Raw genomic sequence first — 15,262 nt, forward strand, 5'->3', positions numbered from 1 at the left:
GTGAACGATGCGGGACTCCTACCAACATGGGACGATTCTGCAAAAATTGTACTGAGGAAATGACAAAAGAATTAGCTAACGCGACAGAGATAGTAAAAAGCCTAAGCACTGATACGAAAAAAGTAGGCTTTTACTCAAGGAGTTAACACAAAAAAATCCCGACACCGCGCTAACATTAGCAATGTCGGGGAGAGTACGGGTGAAATAACTTGACTAGGAATACAGTATAGAGCGAACAGAATACTCTAAGCAACGTTGATAATAACTTACAGAAAAATTCTTTGGATCAAAAGAGGGCACTCCTTAGTAGAAGAGCCCTGTTTGTCATTCTTGAACTCACTGTACCTTAACTCTGGCGACGTTATCCATTCAATTAGCTGTCCAAAATCTGACCGTTCAAAGTATTGAAGTAGAATCATTTTAGCCACTCCCAATTTATCTATAAAAACAAGTATAAACCTAACGATAGCACCATAGCGGTAGCCCCTTGGGAACTGTATTTTCATGCACAGGTGTTTACGCCCGAGTCCTGATATAAGCCTCCGTTAACCGAAGAACATCATGTCATATCCCGCAGTGGTGCAGATAGCAGTCACCGTGGCCTACGCGTTTAGACATTGCAATGACTCTCAAGCGTACTGATTACTTCATTACGGTCTCAGTCGATTTTCCACCTTCGAAGTATTGGATAAGATTTGGTTTGTAGTCATAATACAATAAGTCAACCCTTGCGTCCTTTAAGGGCTGCACGATGTCAATAAAAATGACTAGGAGACACGCTCTCAGATGAAAGAAAAGTACTATGATAAATTGCTGCATATCAAGACAGGTGGAAATCAAGAATTTCCAAGTGGTTTCCACTATTACCGTTATGAGCCCACCCCTTACAGTGCACTCGAACAACTTTTTGAATCGTATGAAGTAAAGAGCAGCAATCGCTTGGTTGATTTCGGGTGCGGAAAAGGGCGGTTGAACTTTTTCGTCCATTATCTTTTTCAAGCATCGGTTGTGGGTGTCGAAATGAACGAGACTTTTTATCAGAGTGCGCAAGAAAATCTAAAGAACTACATCAGAAGAAACAGAGTTAGCAAACGGCAAATTCAGTTCTATCACTGCTTAGCAGAGGATTATCGTATCAATCCATCCGATGATCGTTTTTATTTTTTTAACCCGTTTTCAGTCCAAATCTTCATGAAAGTAATCGGCAACATCTTAAAGTCCTTTGAAAAAACGCCTCGAGAATTGGACCTTCTTTTGTACTACCCGTTAGATGACTATATTTTCTTCCTGGAAAACGAAACCCCATTTGAACTGCAAGCGGAAGTTACCTTAGGAGATTTGTCCGTTAATAACCCGTATGAGCGGTTTTTGATTTATCGGTTGGGTGTATAAGAGTAGGCGAGACAGAGTGATAAAACATCACCTGTAATCCTGCCGCTAGTGTAAAACTCTATTCTTCAGTACACGACTTTATTTTTCGATTTACAACTTTCCATGGTCAGCATATACAGTACTAACAACGGTTCCCTGATTCCTTGTTTACATCGATGGTATCCCAAGAAGGGTCCCAACGTCGTAAGTTCGGGTAAGATCGTGCCCAATACAAGCCAAAAGGCCGCCCACACGGGGCGGCCTCGACGCTTGAACCTGTTACTTATTCAAAACATCTTTTACGATGCTATACACGTTGTCCTCAGTAAATCCATATTCCTTGACGACAATGTTCCCGGGTGCGGAAGCGCCGAAGCGATCGATCCCGACAACCTTACCCGCGGAACCCACGTACTTATACCAGCTCATGGGGTGCGCCATTTCAACGGCGACGCGCTTGGTGACATTCGCAGGGAGCACTTGTTCCCGGTAGCTTGCGTCCTGTCCGTCAAACACTTCGAGCGACGGGAAGCTGACGACGCGAACTTTCACACCCTCGTCCGCAAGCTTCTTGCCGACTGCGAGGACCAGGTGGACTTCGGAACCGGAGGCTAACAAAGCGAGATCGGACCCGTCACCGTTCTGGTAAATGACGTAGCCACCCTTATCAAACGAATCCTTGTTCGCCTTAATTTCGTCCAGGGTCGGCAATCCTTGACGCGTCAGTGCCAAGGCAACTGGCGCATCTCGGTGTGTCAGAGCGTACTTCACGGCGAGTCCTGTTTCTGTGCCGTCGGCTGGACGGAACACGCGAAGACCAGGAATCACGCGCAGCGAAGCGAGCTGCTCGACCGGCTCATGCGTGGGCCCATCTTCACCGACAGCGATGCTGTCGTGTGTGAGGATGTACATGGCCGGCTGTTTCATCAGTGCTGCCAAACGCACGGCTGGTCGGAGATAATCGACGAAGACGAGAAACGTCCCCGCGTAGGCGAAAATACCGCCGTGTAGTGTCAAGCCGTTGAGCATGGCACCCATCGCGTGCTCGCGTACGCCGTAGAATACGTTTTTGCCGGCGTAGTCCGGTTGTTGGAAATGTTCCTCGTTTTTGATGAGCGTCTTGTTCGATCCCGACAAGTCAGCCGATCCACCAAGCAACGTCGGCATGTGCGGTGCGATGGCGTTGATGACTTTGCCGAACGCATCGCGCGTTGAGGTGGAATCCTTGAATTCCGGAAGGACAGCGTCAAAGTCGACGTTCGGGTCCCCGGCGAGCGCCTTCTCCAGTACCTCGGCGTCCTTCGGAAACGCGGATTTGTATGCCTCGTATGCTTTCTGCCAGTCTGATTCTTCAGCCTGCACGCGACTCTTCAGGTCAGCGAACAGCGTGCGAATCTCGTCCGGAACGAAGAACTCTTCGTACTTCCAGCCATACGTCTCTTTTGCGAGTTTTGCTTCGTCCGCACCGAGCGGGCTTCCGTGTGCGCCAGATGTACCCTGTTTGTTTGGCGCACCGTAGCCGATGACCGTCTTCACTTCAATCAGCGTCGGCGCGTCTTTGAATCCTTTCGCTTGTGCAATGGCTTGTTCGATCTCGTCCAAGTCATTTCCGTCCTCGACGCGAAGGACATTCCAGCCATACGCACGATAGCGCATTTTTACATCCTCTGTGAAGGTCCAATCAGTCGGGCCGTCCAGGGAAATATTGTTTGAGTCATACAGCACAATCAGTTTGTTGAGTCCAAGGTGACCCGCCAACGAACTGGCCTCACCAGAGATGCCCTCCATCAAGTCGCCGTCGCCGCAGATGACGTATGTATAGTGATCGACGAGGTCATGTCCCTCTTTGTTGAACGTGGCGGCCATAAAACGCTCTGCCATGGCGAAACCGACGGCTGTTGCAATACCTTGCCCCAGTGGACCCGTGGTCGTATCGACACCGGGTGTATGGCCGTATTCAGGATGGCCCGGCGTTCTCGATCCCCACTGGCGGAACGATTTCAAATCATCCATCGACACATCGTAGCCCGTCAAATGAAGCAGGCTGTAGAGAAGTATCGAACCATGGCCAGCCGACAAAACAAACCTGTCACGGTTTAACCAGTGTGGATTTTCCGGGTTGAACTTCATAAAACGGCTCCACAACACGTAAGCCATCGGAGCCGCACCCATCGGTAAACCTGGGTGTCCTGAATTCGCCTTTTCAACAGCATCAATTGAAAGGGTGCGAATCGTTTTCACTGCCAATTGATCTTGGTCTGTAAATGGCATATTTCCACTCCCCGCGCTATATTTTCGTTGATGGTCTTAATATACCACAATCCAGGATTTTCACTTATTACAGTCTCCTGCAGTATTCATTTTTCCCGAATCCCAACCTAATATTGGTTGAAAATGTCGCCAGAACGGCTCACATACGGTACCATGTACACGATAGGAAGGAGTTCGATCATGCCTCGAAAGCAATCACAACCGTCCAAACACTGGATTTGGGACATTCTCGCACTCAATCTCATTTTTAGGGGCGTCTGGCTCCTGTTCATGCACCCCGAGCAAAAAGCAGATTTCCTATGGTACTTCGATCACGCCAAAATGCTCGCAAACGGCCAAGGCTACAATTGGATGGGGCATCCGACCGCCTACTGGCCAATTGGATGGCCTTTCTTTTTATCCTTGATTTTTCGAATCACGGGCTCTTATGTCATTGTCGGACTAGCAGTTAATGTCATTTTGAGCACCGTCATCGTCGGCCTCATCTATGTCATTTCTATGCGTCTGTTTCATCGTCAATCGATAGCCATTTGCGCAGCGGTGGCCTATTCTCTGCTACCAAGTCATATTGAATGGAATGCCATTCTCGGGTCAGAAGAGCTGTTCACGGCACTCTTGCTCACGTCGCTTCTCCTTTATTTGAAAGCCCGTGCCGAGGGCACCGCTCGGCCTCTTCTGTGGACGATCGCATCCGGACTCATCCTCGGCCTGTCCTGTGATGTCCGCCCGATCCCGCTCGCCTTCCCGATTTTCATCTTTCTCTACGAACTTCTCATCGCGCGTCGCCGCTTCGCGCACAGCATCGGCCGTGCGCTCACGCTTGGCATCGCCATGTTCGTCGCCATCCTCCCGGTCACGATTCGCAACCTTGTCAGCATGCACCACATGGTCCTCGTCTCCACAAACGGCGGCGTCAACCTGTGGCAAGGAACACACACAAATGGCGGCTACTTTTGGTCCTGGAACCCAGCCGTCAACCCAATTTTGCACATTAACGACGAGATCGTGAAAAATAAAGTCGCGGAACATACAGCCACGGATTTCATATTTCATCACATCCCAACAACTGTGCTACATGGGTTCATGAAAATCTGGGACTTATATAAGGATGACGTCAATTCGACATGGTACACCTTCCACGTTGCCCCAGGCTTGGATCACCTGACGAAGCCGATTGACGCGATCAACACGACCTTCTACTTTCTCTTTATGGCCGCCGCTGCCATCGGCATTGTGATGGTCGTTGTTCGGCGAATAGGAGCTTGGCGCAATGCGCTGCTTCTGTTGACTTTCGCCCTCTACAACACGTGCTTCTTCTTCTTCTTTCCAGCCTGGGACCGTTTCCGCTATCCGCTTATGCCATTGTTCGCTGTATTCGTCGGCGTCGGACTCGTGTCCGCATGGCAAGCGATGCGAAACGGCGAGCGTGAGGCTGAGTGATCGCGGATAGTTGGCACGTCTTGGTGCTGCAGGGTGTTCACGAGCGTGATCGAGGGGATGTTTTGGGGAGCGGGCCGTGGCGGCGGTGGCGTAGGCAGGCTAGGGCAAGCAGCGGTGGTGCGCGAGGGCCGGGCGCGCCAGAGCGGTGGTGCGGTGGTGCGCGGAGGCCGGGCGAGCCTGTAGCGGACTGGTAGTCCCTTGTTTGCTGCCAGTGATGTCACCCGACAAGATAAGAGACTGGCAGGCACTAATCAGGGCAAATGGGCCGTCGAAGGCCCGAAAATCGACTCGTCAAGGGAACCCCAGGGTGCTGTACGTACTCTCGTGTCATGCTACACGTTCAACAACGGTCCGGACTTCCGCTATTCGCGTGGCGACGTCGTTGCGGGCGGCTGGACGGTTGTGAAGGTAGGCAGGATCAAGCCGCGGCACCGCGGCGGAATCGTGACAAACGGGGGCCTGCCCATAGCGGACCGCTATTCCCTTGTCTGCTGCCAGTGATGTGACCCGACAAGATAAGAGACTGGCAGACACTAATCCTGTCAAATGAACCGTCGAAGGCCCGAGCATCGGCTCAACAAGGGAACCCCAGGGCGTTCTCAGCACTGTCGTGCCATGCTACAACGTCAACAAAGTCCTAGAGTTCCCTTATTCCACCGGGGCCGAGAAACCGGCCCCCGCCGCGGCAGCAAGCGAGTTGCAGGCTTCCCCAACATTCCGCACCCTACCGGCCACGTACCACAAACAAAACAACCGTAAGCGCTACGGCGCCTACTGCAAACACACCGTCCCACACGGATAGAGGCGTGCGTCGAAAGTACGTCCGCGCAGTCGACTGCTGTGCCGGCGCGTCGTAAAAGCCGCGGGCTTCCATGGCGATCGCGACGCGCTCCCCTAACCGAATTGACTGGCTGAGCATCGGTAACGCATACGTAACTGGCCTCGTCAGCCACCAGCCCTGACGTCCCCTCACTTGCCTTGCAAAGCGGAACGTCCGCAATTCGCGTTGAAATCGCGGGATAAAACTGGTCCCGGCCATCACGCCATAGGATAGTTTCGGTGTGACTTTAAACGTTTGACTGAGGCTCTCGACAAAATCTGTCCCGTCCGTTGTCTCCAAAAAGACGTAGGCTAAGACGACGGTCGCGAATGTACGGATGGAGACAAGAACGCCCTGCCACATTCCATATGCACTGATGTGGAACCATAGCCAGTCAATCTGTTTGGCTCCCGCTGGGATCGCTGCGTTGGCGGCGAATGTCCAGACGTACACACCGTACAGAAGAACGATGAGCCACAGCCGTTTCACCATCTTCCACGGGCTGCACCAGCCGAGGCCAAAAGAGATGATGAGCACGACAATCCACAGCCTACCCAATTGTGCGAAGCTGTTTGCGAACAGTGTGACTATCGAGATCGCGAGCAGTGTGAGCAGCTTCACGCTCGGGTGGATACGCCACATAGGCACTCCAGGTCTACGGGCGTCATGTGATTCTAGACGCTTGCCGTCGTCTACAGACGTCATCGCGCCCCGCTGTTGAGCCTGCGGACGAGAACGATTCGCGGTGGATCGGTCAATAGCAATCTCACGCGTGTCGTCCAACAAGTGAGCACGAACGAGCACGTCTTCACGTGTGAACAACGCCCCTACGTCACCATCAAAAATGATACCGCCGTCAGCCAGGACGATAACTCGGGACGCAAATCGCCTCACCATATCCATGTCGTGTGTGACAGTGACGATGGTCTTTCCTTCGCCACGCAACAGGTCAAGCCGCGACAGGATCACGGCTTCAGACAGTTCGTCCTGACCGTAAGTCGGCTCGTCGAAGAGGTAAACGTCATGATCATCACGCATCATCACGCCCACGGCGAGACGACGTTTCTGCCCCTGACTCAGTGCGTACGGGGAATCGCCCGCATGGTCCTGTAATCCGAACTCTTCGAGTGAGCGGAGGACATCCGCTGGAACGTCATCGCCGACGATGCGCCCAGCCATTTCGTCGCCGACTCGTTCGAAAAGAAACTGGTATTCTGGATTTTGGAAACCGAATGCCATCGACTCATAGCGCTCACGAGCCGGAATTTGATGAACGAGTCGATCCGCCAGTCGCACAGATCCCTGATCCGGCTTGATGAGTCCCGCCATCACTTCAATGAGACTCGACTTTCCAGCTCCATTTGGCCCGACAATGGCGACCCACTCCCCGCCGTACAGCCGCATGGAAACGTCGTGCCAAATGCGTTTCGACCCGTACTTCAAGCCGACATGATCCAATTGAACGACGGGAACCGCATCGACAACCAGGCCCGTCGTCCTACCTGTCGCCTGGCCCTCGGTCCGTTTACGGCCAATAGATGCCCTTTCGACAGGCTTGGAACGGTGGTGTAACCAGTCTGATCCGGAACAGATGGTGTCGATTTCCCCGTGCTCATTGAATGCGACAACCTTGTCCACATACGGGAGTAACGGCTCGTACTTATGTTCAATCACGAGCATGGTTTGCCCTGAGGAACGAAGTTTGACAATGAGCTCGTAGATTTGGCGTGTCGACAGCGGGTCCAAGTTTGCCGTCGGCTCATCGAGAATAAGCAATTCGGCATCCATGGCGAGCGCAGAGGCAATGGCGAGTTTTTGCTTCGTTCCTCCAGAAAACGTTGCGTGCTGTTCGTGAAGTGTGTGACCAAGGTTGACCGTATCGAGCGCTCTGCGAATCCGCTCCGGCATCTCATTTCGAGGGATATTTAAGTTTTCCAGGCCAAAAGCCACTTCGTCTTCCACGGTCAGCATGCAAAACTGAGCGTCAGGATCTTGGAAGACGTAACCGATCTGCCCAGGCACACGCAATGACTCATCAAGATGGAGGTCTCCCTGGACGACACCGTCGACGGATCGAGGAATGAGGCCGGCCACGGCCATCGCCAACGTGCTTTTGCCACTGCCGCTTGGGCCGACGACGAGCACCGTTTCACCCTTGCCAATCTGCAGTGTACAGTTTTTGATGATCGGCTTATCATCGCCCTGGTAAATCACTGAAACATCGTCCAACGAGACAACCGGCGATCTCATGATCGTCGGTTTTGTCTTTTCGATCCCGTTCATTGCGTCATCGCCTTCGCCTCGCGTGCGATGGCATAGTTGCGCACCACACCAGCACGGTTCAGGGCGTCACCGACGAGTTTTGGCAAATAGCCGCCCAAGACAGCTCCACTGACAAGCGTGACAATGAGATACAAAACAATGTTTCCGGCGCTCATCTTGTCACCGCCGTATTGGAAATACCATTGGACCACGCTGCCTAGGCCCGCGAGGGCCCCAGACAACATGCAGCTCGATAAGTTATAGCGTCGATAGAGAAATAGAATGAATCCGATCTCGGCTCCAGTGCCTTGCAGAAGTCCAGCTGTCAAGTTCGAGAGTCCCCATTGTCCACCTAGGACCAACTCGACGGATGCAGCGACGAGTTCCGCAAGCAATGCCGCACCTGGACGACGAATGATGTATGCGACAATGACCGACGCGATCATCCAAAGACCATTCATCGCTGCCTGACCTGCGACAGACACGGCCGGGATAAACGTATAGAGGATATCCCATACCTTATACAGTGCACCCGAGACGATTGCTAAAACGACCATGATAATGACATCTCTTAGCTTCCAACGCGCCATTCATATTCCTCCTAAATGGTGAGGAGTGGGCATCGAAACAGACCAGGAATTTGATCCATAGACAACACAAAAACAGCACCCTGCACAAGACATGTGAAAAGGGTGCTGCTGTATTGTCGATGGGCACTTCCTCCCGCTGGTATTATCCAGGTCGAGTCCGAAAGGGTTAGCAACAAAATCGTTGCCTCTCAGCCATTGTCGGCACCCCTAGCGCCCCTCTTCACGTCAATTCAATTGTCACGCAAAGTGTACCACTCGTATCGTCTTCCCGCAACGGGTGGCCTGTCCCTCAGTCTTCCCAACCGTGTTTCCGCTGTAGGTTATGATACGCCTCGACAAAACGGACCGTGCCCGTTTTCGCTCGCATGACAATGGATTGCGTCCGTGCCCTTGTTTTCGAGAGCATACGAACGCCATCTAAAATGTCGCCATCCGTCACGCCAGTTGCGGAGAAAATGGCATCGTCGCCCCGCACCATATCGTCTAACGTGAGAATATGGTTGAGGTCCGTGATACCCATCTCAATGCACCTTTGGCGCTGCGCTTCGTCTTCTGGCAACAAGCGGCCTTGGATATCGCCGCCCAGGCACTTCAACGCACATGCCGCGAGGACTCCTTCCGGCGCGCCACCAGAGCCAAACAGGATGTCGACACCCCTGTCGGGAAATGCAGTATGTATGGCAGCCGCAACGTCCCCTGCCGGAATCAGTTTGATTCGCGCCCCAGCATCGCGGACTTCTGCTATCAGTTTCTCATGTCTCGGTCTATCGAGAATGACGGCAACCACGTCAGAGATGTCCTTGTGGTTCGCCTCCGCCACAGCCTCTAGATTTTCTCTTACAGACTTGCCTAAACTCACTTTGCCTTTGGCTTTCGGTCCCACTGCAATTTTCTCCATATACATGTCTGGGGCATGCAGTAGACAGCCCTTAGGGGCGACCGCCACAACCGTGATGGCATTTGGTTGACCAGTGGCGACAATGTCTGTGCCCTCTAGCGGATCGACTGCGACATCCACTTCCGGTGCGACGCCGAGACCCAGTCGTTCGCCAATGTAAAGCATAGGGGCTTCGTCCATCTCGCCCTCACCAATGACAACCGTGCCGTCCATCGATACGGTGTCAAACATTCTCCGCATCGCTTCCGTCGCGGCACCATCCGCTTCGTTCTTTTGTCCTCGTCCCATCCACCGTGCACTCTTCAGCGCGGCAAATTCCGTTACGCGGACGATCTCCATCGCTAACTCGCGTTCCACGACGTAACCCCCATCAATTAAGCGTCAAGTTCCACACCCTTATTTTATCACACTCCGACTCGTTCGGGACCCGATACGTCCCGACAGATGAGGGTTACGCCTGTGGCCCCGAAAAGGAGATGTCCTCTCCGGTTAAGGTTTCACTTAACGTGGAGCTCGACGTCGTCGATCCGCCAGTTCTCACGGACGTGGAGACACCCCACGAGTGAGCCAGGTTTCTCGCAGACTCCCGTGACAACACAGCGCCACAAATGTCTTCGTTTTCGTCGGTCAGCCATAGCACAGAGTCATTCTCTGCGGACACGCTGGCCAATATTGATTCTGCCGTCTGTCGGCCGATACGCTCAAGGGAAATTCGCCGTTCAACCCGTGCCACTTCTATCACCGTCCTAGACGCTTATTATGTCGGTGCATAGGGAATCTATGTGCAAGTCGGGTACACGGCATATAGACAAGGCGTTTTAACAAAGGGAAGCTGTACTGACTATTCCGCGGTGACTTCTCCCGGAACGTCGTCAACAAGACTATCTCGGGTAGGACTGATCAAGCGGTCCTTGTTGCGCCGATCCGCCTCTTGAATTGAACGCGGTTCATTTTTGCCAAGGTACAACCCGGCTAGAATCATCGCCGCGCCAGTGTAAAAGAACCAAGACGGACGAGTGTGAACAATGAGAACGGATAACAAAACGCCGAAAATGGACTGGAGGTACAGCGAGATCGCGGCACTGGACACGTCTTGATCCTGAAGCACGAACAACCAGATCAAATAGGCGCCGGCCGTTGCCAACAATGACAAGTACAACAGGGCGACAAGTGGGCCATCTGCGACATGATGGGGAATCGTAGCACCACTCAGCACCCACAGAGGAACGCACCCTACAAAACCGGCCAACAACATGATGGACGTGGCGGCTGTGGCGGGGATATTCTGTGTCATACGCGAGGACAGGGAATTGTATGTCGCGTAACACAGAACGGCGAGCAGAAGGAGTATATCACCTAACATATAGCCGGCGAATCCCGGTCTCGGACAGCCAGCGATCACATATGCGCCGACCGCCGCGATTCCCATCGCCAACCGTTTATGGACGCCGAGACGCTGGCGGTATACGACGGAAGTAAGGAAAACGGTGAGCAGCGGTTCCAAGGCAATGGAGACAGCGCCCAACGCTGGCGACGACACATGAATGCCGAATGTCTCCAAAGTCAAAGGGAGAGTAAAACCAATGACACCGAGCACGGCGCTTTTCATCACCGCGACGGCGGATAGCGCCTCCCTGTTACGCCGTCTCGCGCGGACAACAAAAGGAAATAGAACAAGTCCACCAATGAGCAGGCGGACTGTTGACAGGAGTGTTGGACTCATCCAGTTGGTTGCGATGCTCGTTGCTGGGAAACTTCCTGACCAGATTAAGTTGGCAATCAGGAGCAGGACAAGTAACATCCACTTCGGTGTCTTCAACAGTGCTGTGGCCTCCACTTATGGTCTGCACCCATCCTACGACGTTTACGCCCGATTGCCAACTGGAAATTGGGAGCGCAGTTATGAATTCGTAGATACTGAGATCGGACCGTTGGTGGTGCTGAATACCCCTTGGAAACGGCCATCACCCAATACACAGGTAGCGTGATGTTTCCCTTGTTTCTGCCACGCAACGTTCCCGTTGAAGCCGCCATTGTCGGTCGAGGCTTGCAGCGATAGGTCAGCACTCGTCGGGAGCCCCACGTCGATGGGACCGTTTGTCGTAGCGATGGTCCAATTGCCGCCCACAGTAGAAGAGTCTAGGCTGATTTTCCCGTTGGTCGTGTGTAGTTGAACCGACCCCGACACCTCTTTGACAGTGATGAGCCCGTTTGTCGTCTGTGCATCCAAAGGACCCATTGCGTGGTTGACCTGACAGACGCCATTCGTCGTAATAACCTGTACGCTTCCCTTCACATCCGAGATCTTGACGTCACCGTTCGTGGCGTTGGCCTCGACTCCATTTTCAATAGAATCGACCTGGATCTGTGCGTTCGTCGTGTCGATAACCGCATGTAGTGATTTGGGCATGCTGATGTTTACGGTCATATACATACCGGCAGACGCCATCCAATTCTGATCTGATGGCCTTTTTAATGCCAGCGTCATCGTGTCACCACTGGTAGACACAGACCAGTTCTCTTGCCACATCTTCTTGGCTGACGACGCATCACTTGTTTTCGCATAAAACGTACCTGTGTCGTGGACGGTCCCCGTTGCCCCGCCCGTGACCGTCACTTTCCCGTTCGGGATCATGATGTGCACGACTCGGATACCGTCCGCTACGGAATGGCTCTCATCGAATGGAACTTGTTGTTCCGGACCAGCAAAGGCATGAACCAACTGTGTTCCTGTAAAATTTTGCAACCCCCACTGAATGTTCAGTCGCGAGACCCCCGCAACACCCACACTCACAAGACACAAAATAATGACAAACACTGTAGCTAAAACGCTCAATCACCGTGGTCCAGACTGCCTATAAGTGGCATAAATCCATTCGAGCCCCAACAGGATGATGAGCAGCGGCCCGAGGTAGGCAACCCACAGGAGATGTCCCACATGGAATATGAACAACAGGATAAAAAGTCCAATGGCAATGAGCCCAACTGACAGTGTTAAATAACCAATAACGGATCGCTTCTTCTTTTCATTCATGACGAATTATTCCCCCCGCCAATGCCGCCGTAAGTAGTACACACCGAAACCGATGATGACGAGAGCCAGGATCACAGCACCGATGTGTCGCGATGACAACCAGGACCACAAATGGGGAAAGAGAATGTGAAACAGGAGCACGATCCCTACCGCGATAAAGATAATCCCGGTCCATAGTGACGGGATCGACGGACGACTGGCTGTTCTTGGTGACAGGAGAAGGTCATCCACGATCATTTCTTCGTCGTCTGTCGAGTCGCCTCTTGCGTGATTGAAGCGCCGGTTCATTGCAGTCGTCTGCTGCAAGGCGTCGAACAGCCCAAAGAACCAAATCATGGCCAAAACAAACGGGAAAATCAAAGGGAACATCGGCATGAGGACAATGCAAAGAAATGCACTTCCCATGAGCGCCAGTCCCCGCTGCTGAAGTCCTAAGTATAAGTGTCCTACTCCCGGTACAAAGGAGAGAAAAAATGAAACAGCTTTACTCTTGTACACTTGTCACTACACCTCATCTCAATTACATATGGGTCGCCCAGGCCATGAGACCTTGAAGTCCGTGAGAAAGCATTCCGGTCCACGTTAAAACACGCGCATCCATCCTCTGAAATCCATCCAATCCAAATACCATCAAAGTCAAGGATGCAGCGATGGCATAGTGGGCAACCATCATCTGTCGCCATCTACGTTGTGTACTGTGCTTCGTCACGGGAATGATGATCGTCTTCGGTGAATCTATCTCAGCGATACGCGACATGACGTTTGCGGTGATATCAATTACCGGATCGAACGTTTCCTGTTCCAGAAACTTGCTTGAGGCAAGAACATCCTGATACCACGCACAGCATGACGGACATCTTTGAATGTGTTCGGTCACCAGTGCTGCCCTGTCTTCATCCAATCCACCTAAAACATAGTCAGTCATGGCATTTTCGACATCAAAACACGTCATATCAGGACACCTCCCTGCTCGCGGAGTATATTTCGTGCACGATAGAGCCTTGATTCAACAGTCTTGACGGAAATGCCAAGGCTTTGCGCTATCTCCTCGTATGACCACCCCTGAAAGTAAAATAGTTCCACGACTTCTTGATACGGATGGTTCAGGCTTTGAACAAGACTATGAATGGCTTGCTGTTGAAATCGGTCGATCACGTCGTGCTCCACGGACCCATGGGATGGCATGTTGCTAAGTGTGACTTCGGCTTCCGATGCTGCACGCTGTCGTTCAATGCCCTGCCTGCGACGCCAGTTGAGACAGAGCCGAGTTGCAATTTGATACAACCACGTCGAGAAGGAAGCATCCCCACGGAACTGATGAATAGATTCGTAGGCTTTTAAGAATGTGTCCTGCGTTAAATCTTCGGCAACGGTGTGATTCTTGCATAACTGAAAACAGACACGGTAGATCATCTGCTGGTGTCTCGTGACCAGTTGTGCATACGCCTCTTGCTGGCCTTCTTGTACCTGTTTGATAAACAGGCGCTCCTCAGCCAATCGCATGCCAACCGTGCGTTCATCATCGTGCAGCATCTTTCACCTCCTCGTTTTTTGTTTCCATTCATTAGACACGCAACCATCCACAATCCCTGCATAAAGACGAAAAAATTTTTACGACGGTTGCGTGAAATTTGCATCTGGCTAGTCTGGACCACTAAACTTTTGTATGTATGACCCCATTCGATGAGGAGGGTAATGATGCACTTTCGAAAATTAGGACAACAAGGGCTTGAAGTTTCAGCGATCGGACTGGGCTGCATGGGTATGTCTGATTTCTACAGCAATCGCGACGAAATTCGGCAATGTCCGATCAGCCGACGGGAAAATGCTGGGCATTAACGGCCGTCCTGAATATGTTCGCGAAGCGGCCGACAAGAGCCTGCAGCGTCTCGGTATCGATCACATCGATTTATACTATCAACACCGTGTCGATCCGTCCGTCCCCATCGAAGAGACAGTGGGCGCCATGGCTGATTTGGTCCAAGCGGGCAAGGTTCGCTACCTCGGTTTATCCGAAGCAGGCGCAGAAACCATTCGCCGAGCTCACCGCGTTCACCCCATAACGGCCCTGCAAACGGAATATTCGCTCTGGTCACGCGACGTGGAAGACGAAATTCTGCCGACAGTGCGTGAACTTGGCATTGGCTTTGTTCCGTACAGCCCACTCGGCCGAGGCTTCTTGACAGGGCAAATCAAACGGTTCGAGGAACTTCCGGAAGACGACTACCGCCGCCATTCGCCGCGATTCCAAGGGGAGAACTTCCAGAAGAATTTGGACCTCGTACATAAAATCGAGGAATTGGCCAAAGAAAAATCCTGTACCCCAGCCCAGTTGGCGCTTGCCTGGCTGTTGGCGCTCGGCGACGACATTGTTCCCATTCCGGGAACGAAGCGCCGCAAGTACTTGGAGGACAACCTTGGTGCCTTAGATGTCAAACTGACCAAAGAGGACCTAGCGTCAATTGACGAAGTTGCACCGAAGGGAGTAGCCGCGGGAACACGGTACCCAGAAGCAGGCATGCAAGCGTTAAGCAGATAAGGAAGTACAAGCGCCGGTGAAAGCCGGACGAAAAGGG

Annotated in this window: 13 protein-coding genes, 1 pseudogene and 1 riboswitch; of the genes and pseudogenes, 3 read left to right on the forward strand and 11 right to left on the reverse strand. The window is 52.4% G+C overall.

What is annotated here, in order from left to right:
• The first annotated feature begins 786 nt into the window (after positions 1 to 786).
• Positions 787 to 1,392: a methyltransferase gene (locus NZD86_RS16695; RefSeq protein ID WP_268043183.1), complete on the forward strand. Its 606-nt coding sequence runs from the start codon at positions 787 to 789 to the stop codon at positions 1,390 to 1,392.
• 258 nt (positions 1,393 to 1,650) lie between these two features.
• On the opposite strand, the gene tkt is transcribed toward NZD86_RS16695, so the two are convergent.
• Positions 1,651 to 3,642, reverse strand: a complete 1,992-nt coding sequence (gene tkt / locus NZD86_RS16700; protein ID WP_268043184.1) for a transketolase — start codon at positions 3,640 to 3,642, stop codon at positions 1,651 to 1,653.
• Between the two features lie 180 nt (positions 3,643 to 3,822).
• On the opposite strand from tkt, the gene NZD86_RS16705 reads away from it, so the two are divergent.
• Positions 3,823 to 5,082, forward strand: a complete 1,260-nt coding sequence (locus NZD86_RS16705) for a glycosyltransferase family 39 protein (protein ID WP_268043185.1) — start codon at positions 3,823 to 3,825, stop codon at positions 5,080 to 5,082.
• A 724-nt stretch (positions 5,083 to 5,806) separates the two neighbouring features.
• Here the strand turns inward: NZD86_RS16705 and NZD86_RS16710 are convergent.
• The 10 genes from NZD86_RS16710 to NZD86_RS16755 form a co-directional block, all read right to left on the reverse strand.
• Positions 5,807 to 8,185, reverse strand: coding sequence for an ATP-binding cassette domain-containing protein (locus NZD86_RS16710; protein ID WP_268043186.1), 2,379 nt, complete (start codon positions 8,183 to 8,185; stop codon positions 5,807 to 5,809).
• Positions 8,182 to 8,754 carry an ECF transporter S component gene (locus NZD86_RS16715; RefSeq protein WP_268043187.1) on the reverse strand — a complete coding sequence of 191 codons (573 nt, stop codon included), beginning with the start codon at positions 8,752 to 8,754 and terminating at the stop codon, positions 8,182 to 8,184. The genes NZD86_RS16710 and NZD86_RS16715 overlap by 4 nt, the downstream gene beginning before the upstream one ends.
• A gap of 111 nt (positions 8,755 to 8,865) precedes the next feature.
• Positions 8,866 to 8,973: riboswitch (TPP riboswitch) on the reverse strand.
• Between the two features lie 70 nt (positions 8,974 to 9,043).
• The gene (glpX, locus tag NZD86_RS16720; RefSeq protein ID WP_268043188.1) at positions 9,044 to 10,009 is read right to left on the reverse strand and encodes a class II fructose-bisphosphatase; all 966 of its coding nucleotides are present in this window, start codon (positions 10,007 to 10,009) and stop codon (positions 9,044 to 9,046) included.
• Between the two features lie 94 nt (positions 10,010 to 10,103).
• The gene (locus NZD86_RS16725) at positions 10,104 to 10,385 is read right to left on the reverse strand and encodes a hypothetical protein (protein WP_268043189.1); all 282 of its coding nucleotides are present in this window, start codon (positions 10,383 to 10,385) and stop codon (positions 10,104 to 10,106) included.
• Positions 10,386 to 10,493: 108 nt separating this feature from the next.
• Positions 10,494 to 11,489, reverse strand: a complete 996-nt coding sequence (locus NZD86_RS16730; RefSeq protein ID WP_268043190.1) for a DMT family transporter — start codon at positions 11,487 to 11,489, stop codon at positions 10,494 to 10,496.
• Positions 11,490 to 11,552: 63 nt separating this feature from the next.
• The gene (locus tag NZD86_RS16735) at positions 11,553 to 12,446 is read right to left on the reverse strand and encodes a DUF4097 family beta strand repeat-containing protein (protein WP_268043191.1); all 894 of its coding nucleotides are present in this window, start codon (positions 12,444 to 12,446) and stop codon (positions 11,553 to 11,555) included.
• A 42-nt stretch (positions 12,447 to 12,488) separates the two neighbouring features.
• A complete protein-coding gene (locus NZD86_RS16740; protein WP_268043192.1) occupies positions 12,489 to 12,686 on the reverse strand; it encodes a hypothetical protein in 198 nt (65 codons plus the stop codon).
• Between the two features lie 6 nt (positions 12,687 to 12,692).
• The gene (locus tag NZD86_RS16745) at positions 12,693 to 13,184 is read right to left on the reverse strand and encodes a hypothetical protein (protein ID WP_268043193.1); all 492 of its coding nucleotides are present in this window, start codon (positions 13,182 to 13,184) and stop codon (positions 12,693 to 12,695) included.
• A gap of 22 nt (positions 13,185 to 13,206) precedes the next feature.
• Positions 13,207 to 13,638: an anti-sigma factor family protein gene (locus NZD86_RS16750; protein WP_268043194.1), complete on the reverse strand. Its 432-nt coding sequence runs from the start codon at positions 13,636 to 13,638 to the stop codon at positions 13,207 to 13,209.
• The gene (locus NZD86_RS16755) at positions 13,635 to 14,219 is read right to left on the reverse strand and encodes an RNA polymerase sigma factor (RefSeq protein WP_268043195.1); all 585 of its coding nucleotides are present in this window, start codon (positions 14,217 to 14,219) and stop codon (positions 13,635 to 13,637) included. Before NZD86_RS16755 ends, NZD86_RS16750 begins: the two co-directional genes overlap by 4 nt.
• Positions 14,220 to 14,384: 165 nt before the next feature.
• On the opposite strand from NZD86_RS16755, the pseudogene NZD86_RS16760 reads away from it, so the two are divergent.
• Positions 14,385 to 15,225, forward strand: a pseudogene (locus tag NZD86_RS16760) (aldo/keto reductase).
• Positions 15,226 to 15,262 lie beyond the last annotated feature (37 nt).

Source organism: Alicyclobacillus dauci, assembly GCF_026651605.1.
GTDB lineage: Bacteria > Bacillota > Bacilli > Alicyclobacillales > Alicyclobacillaceae > Alicyclobacillus > Alicyclobacillus dauci.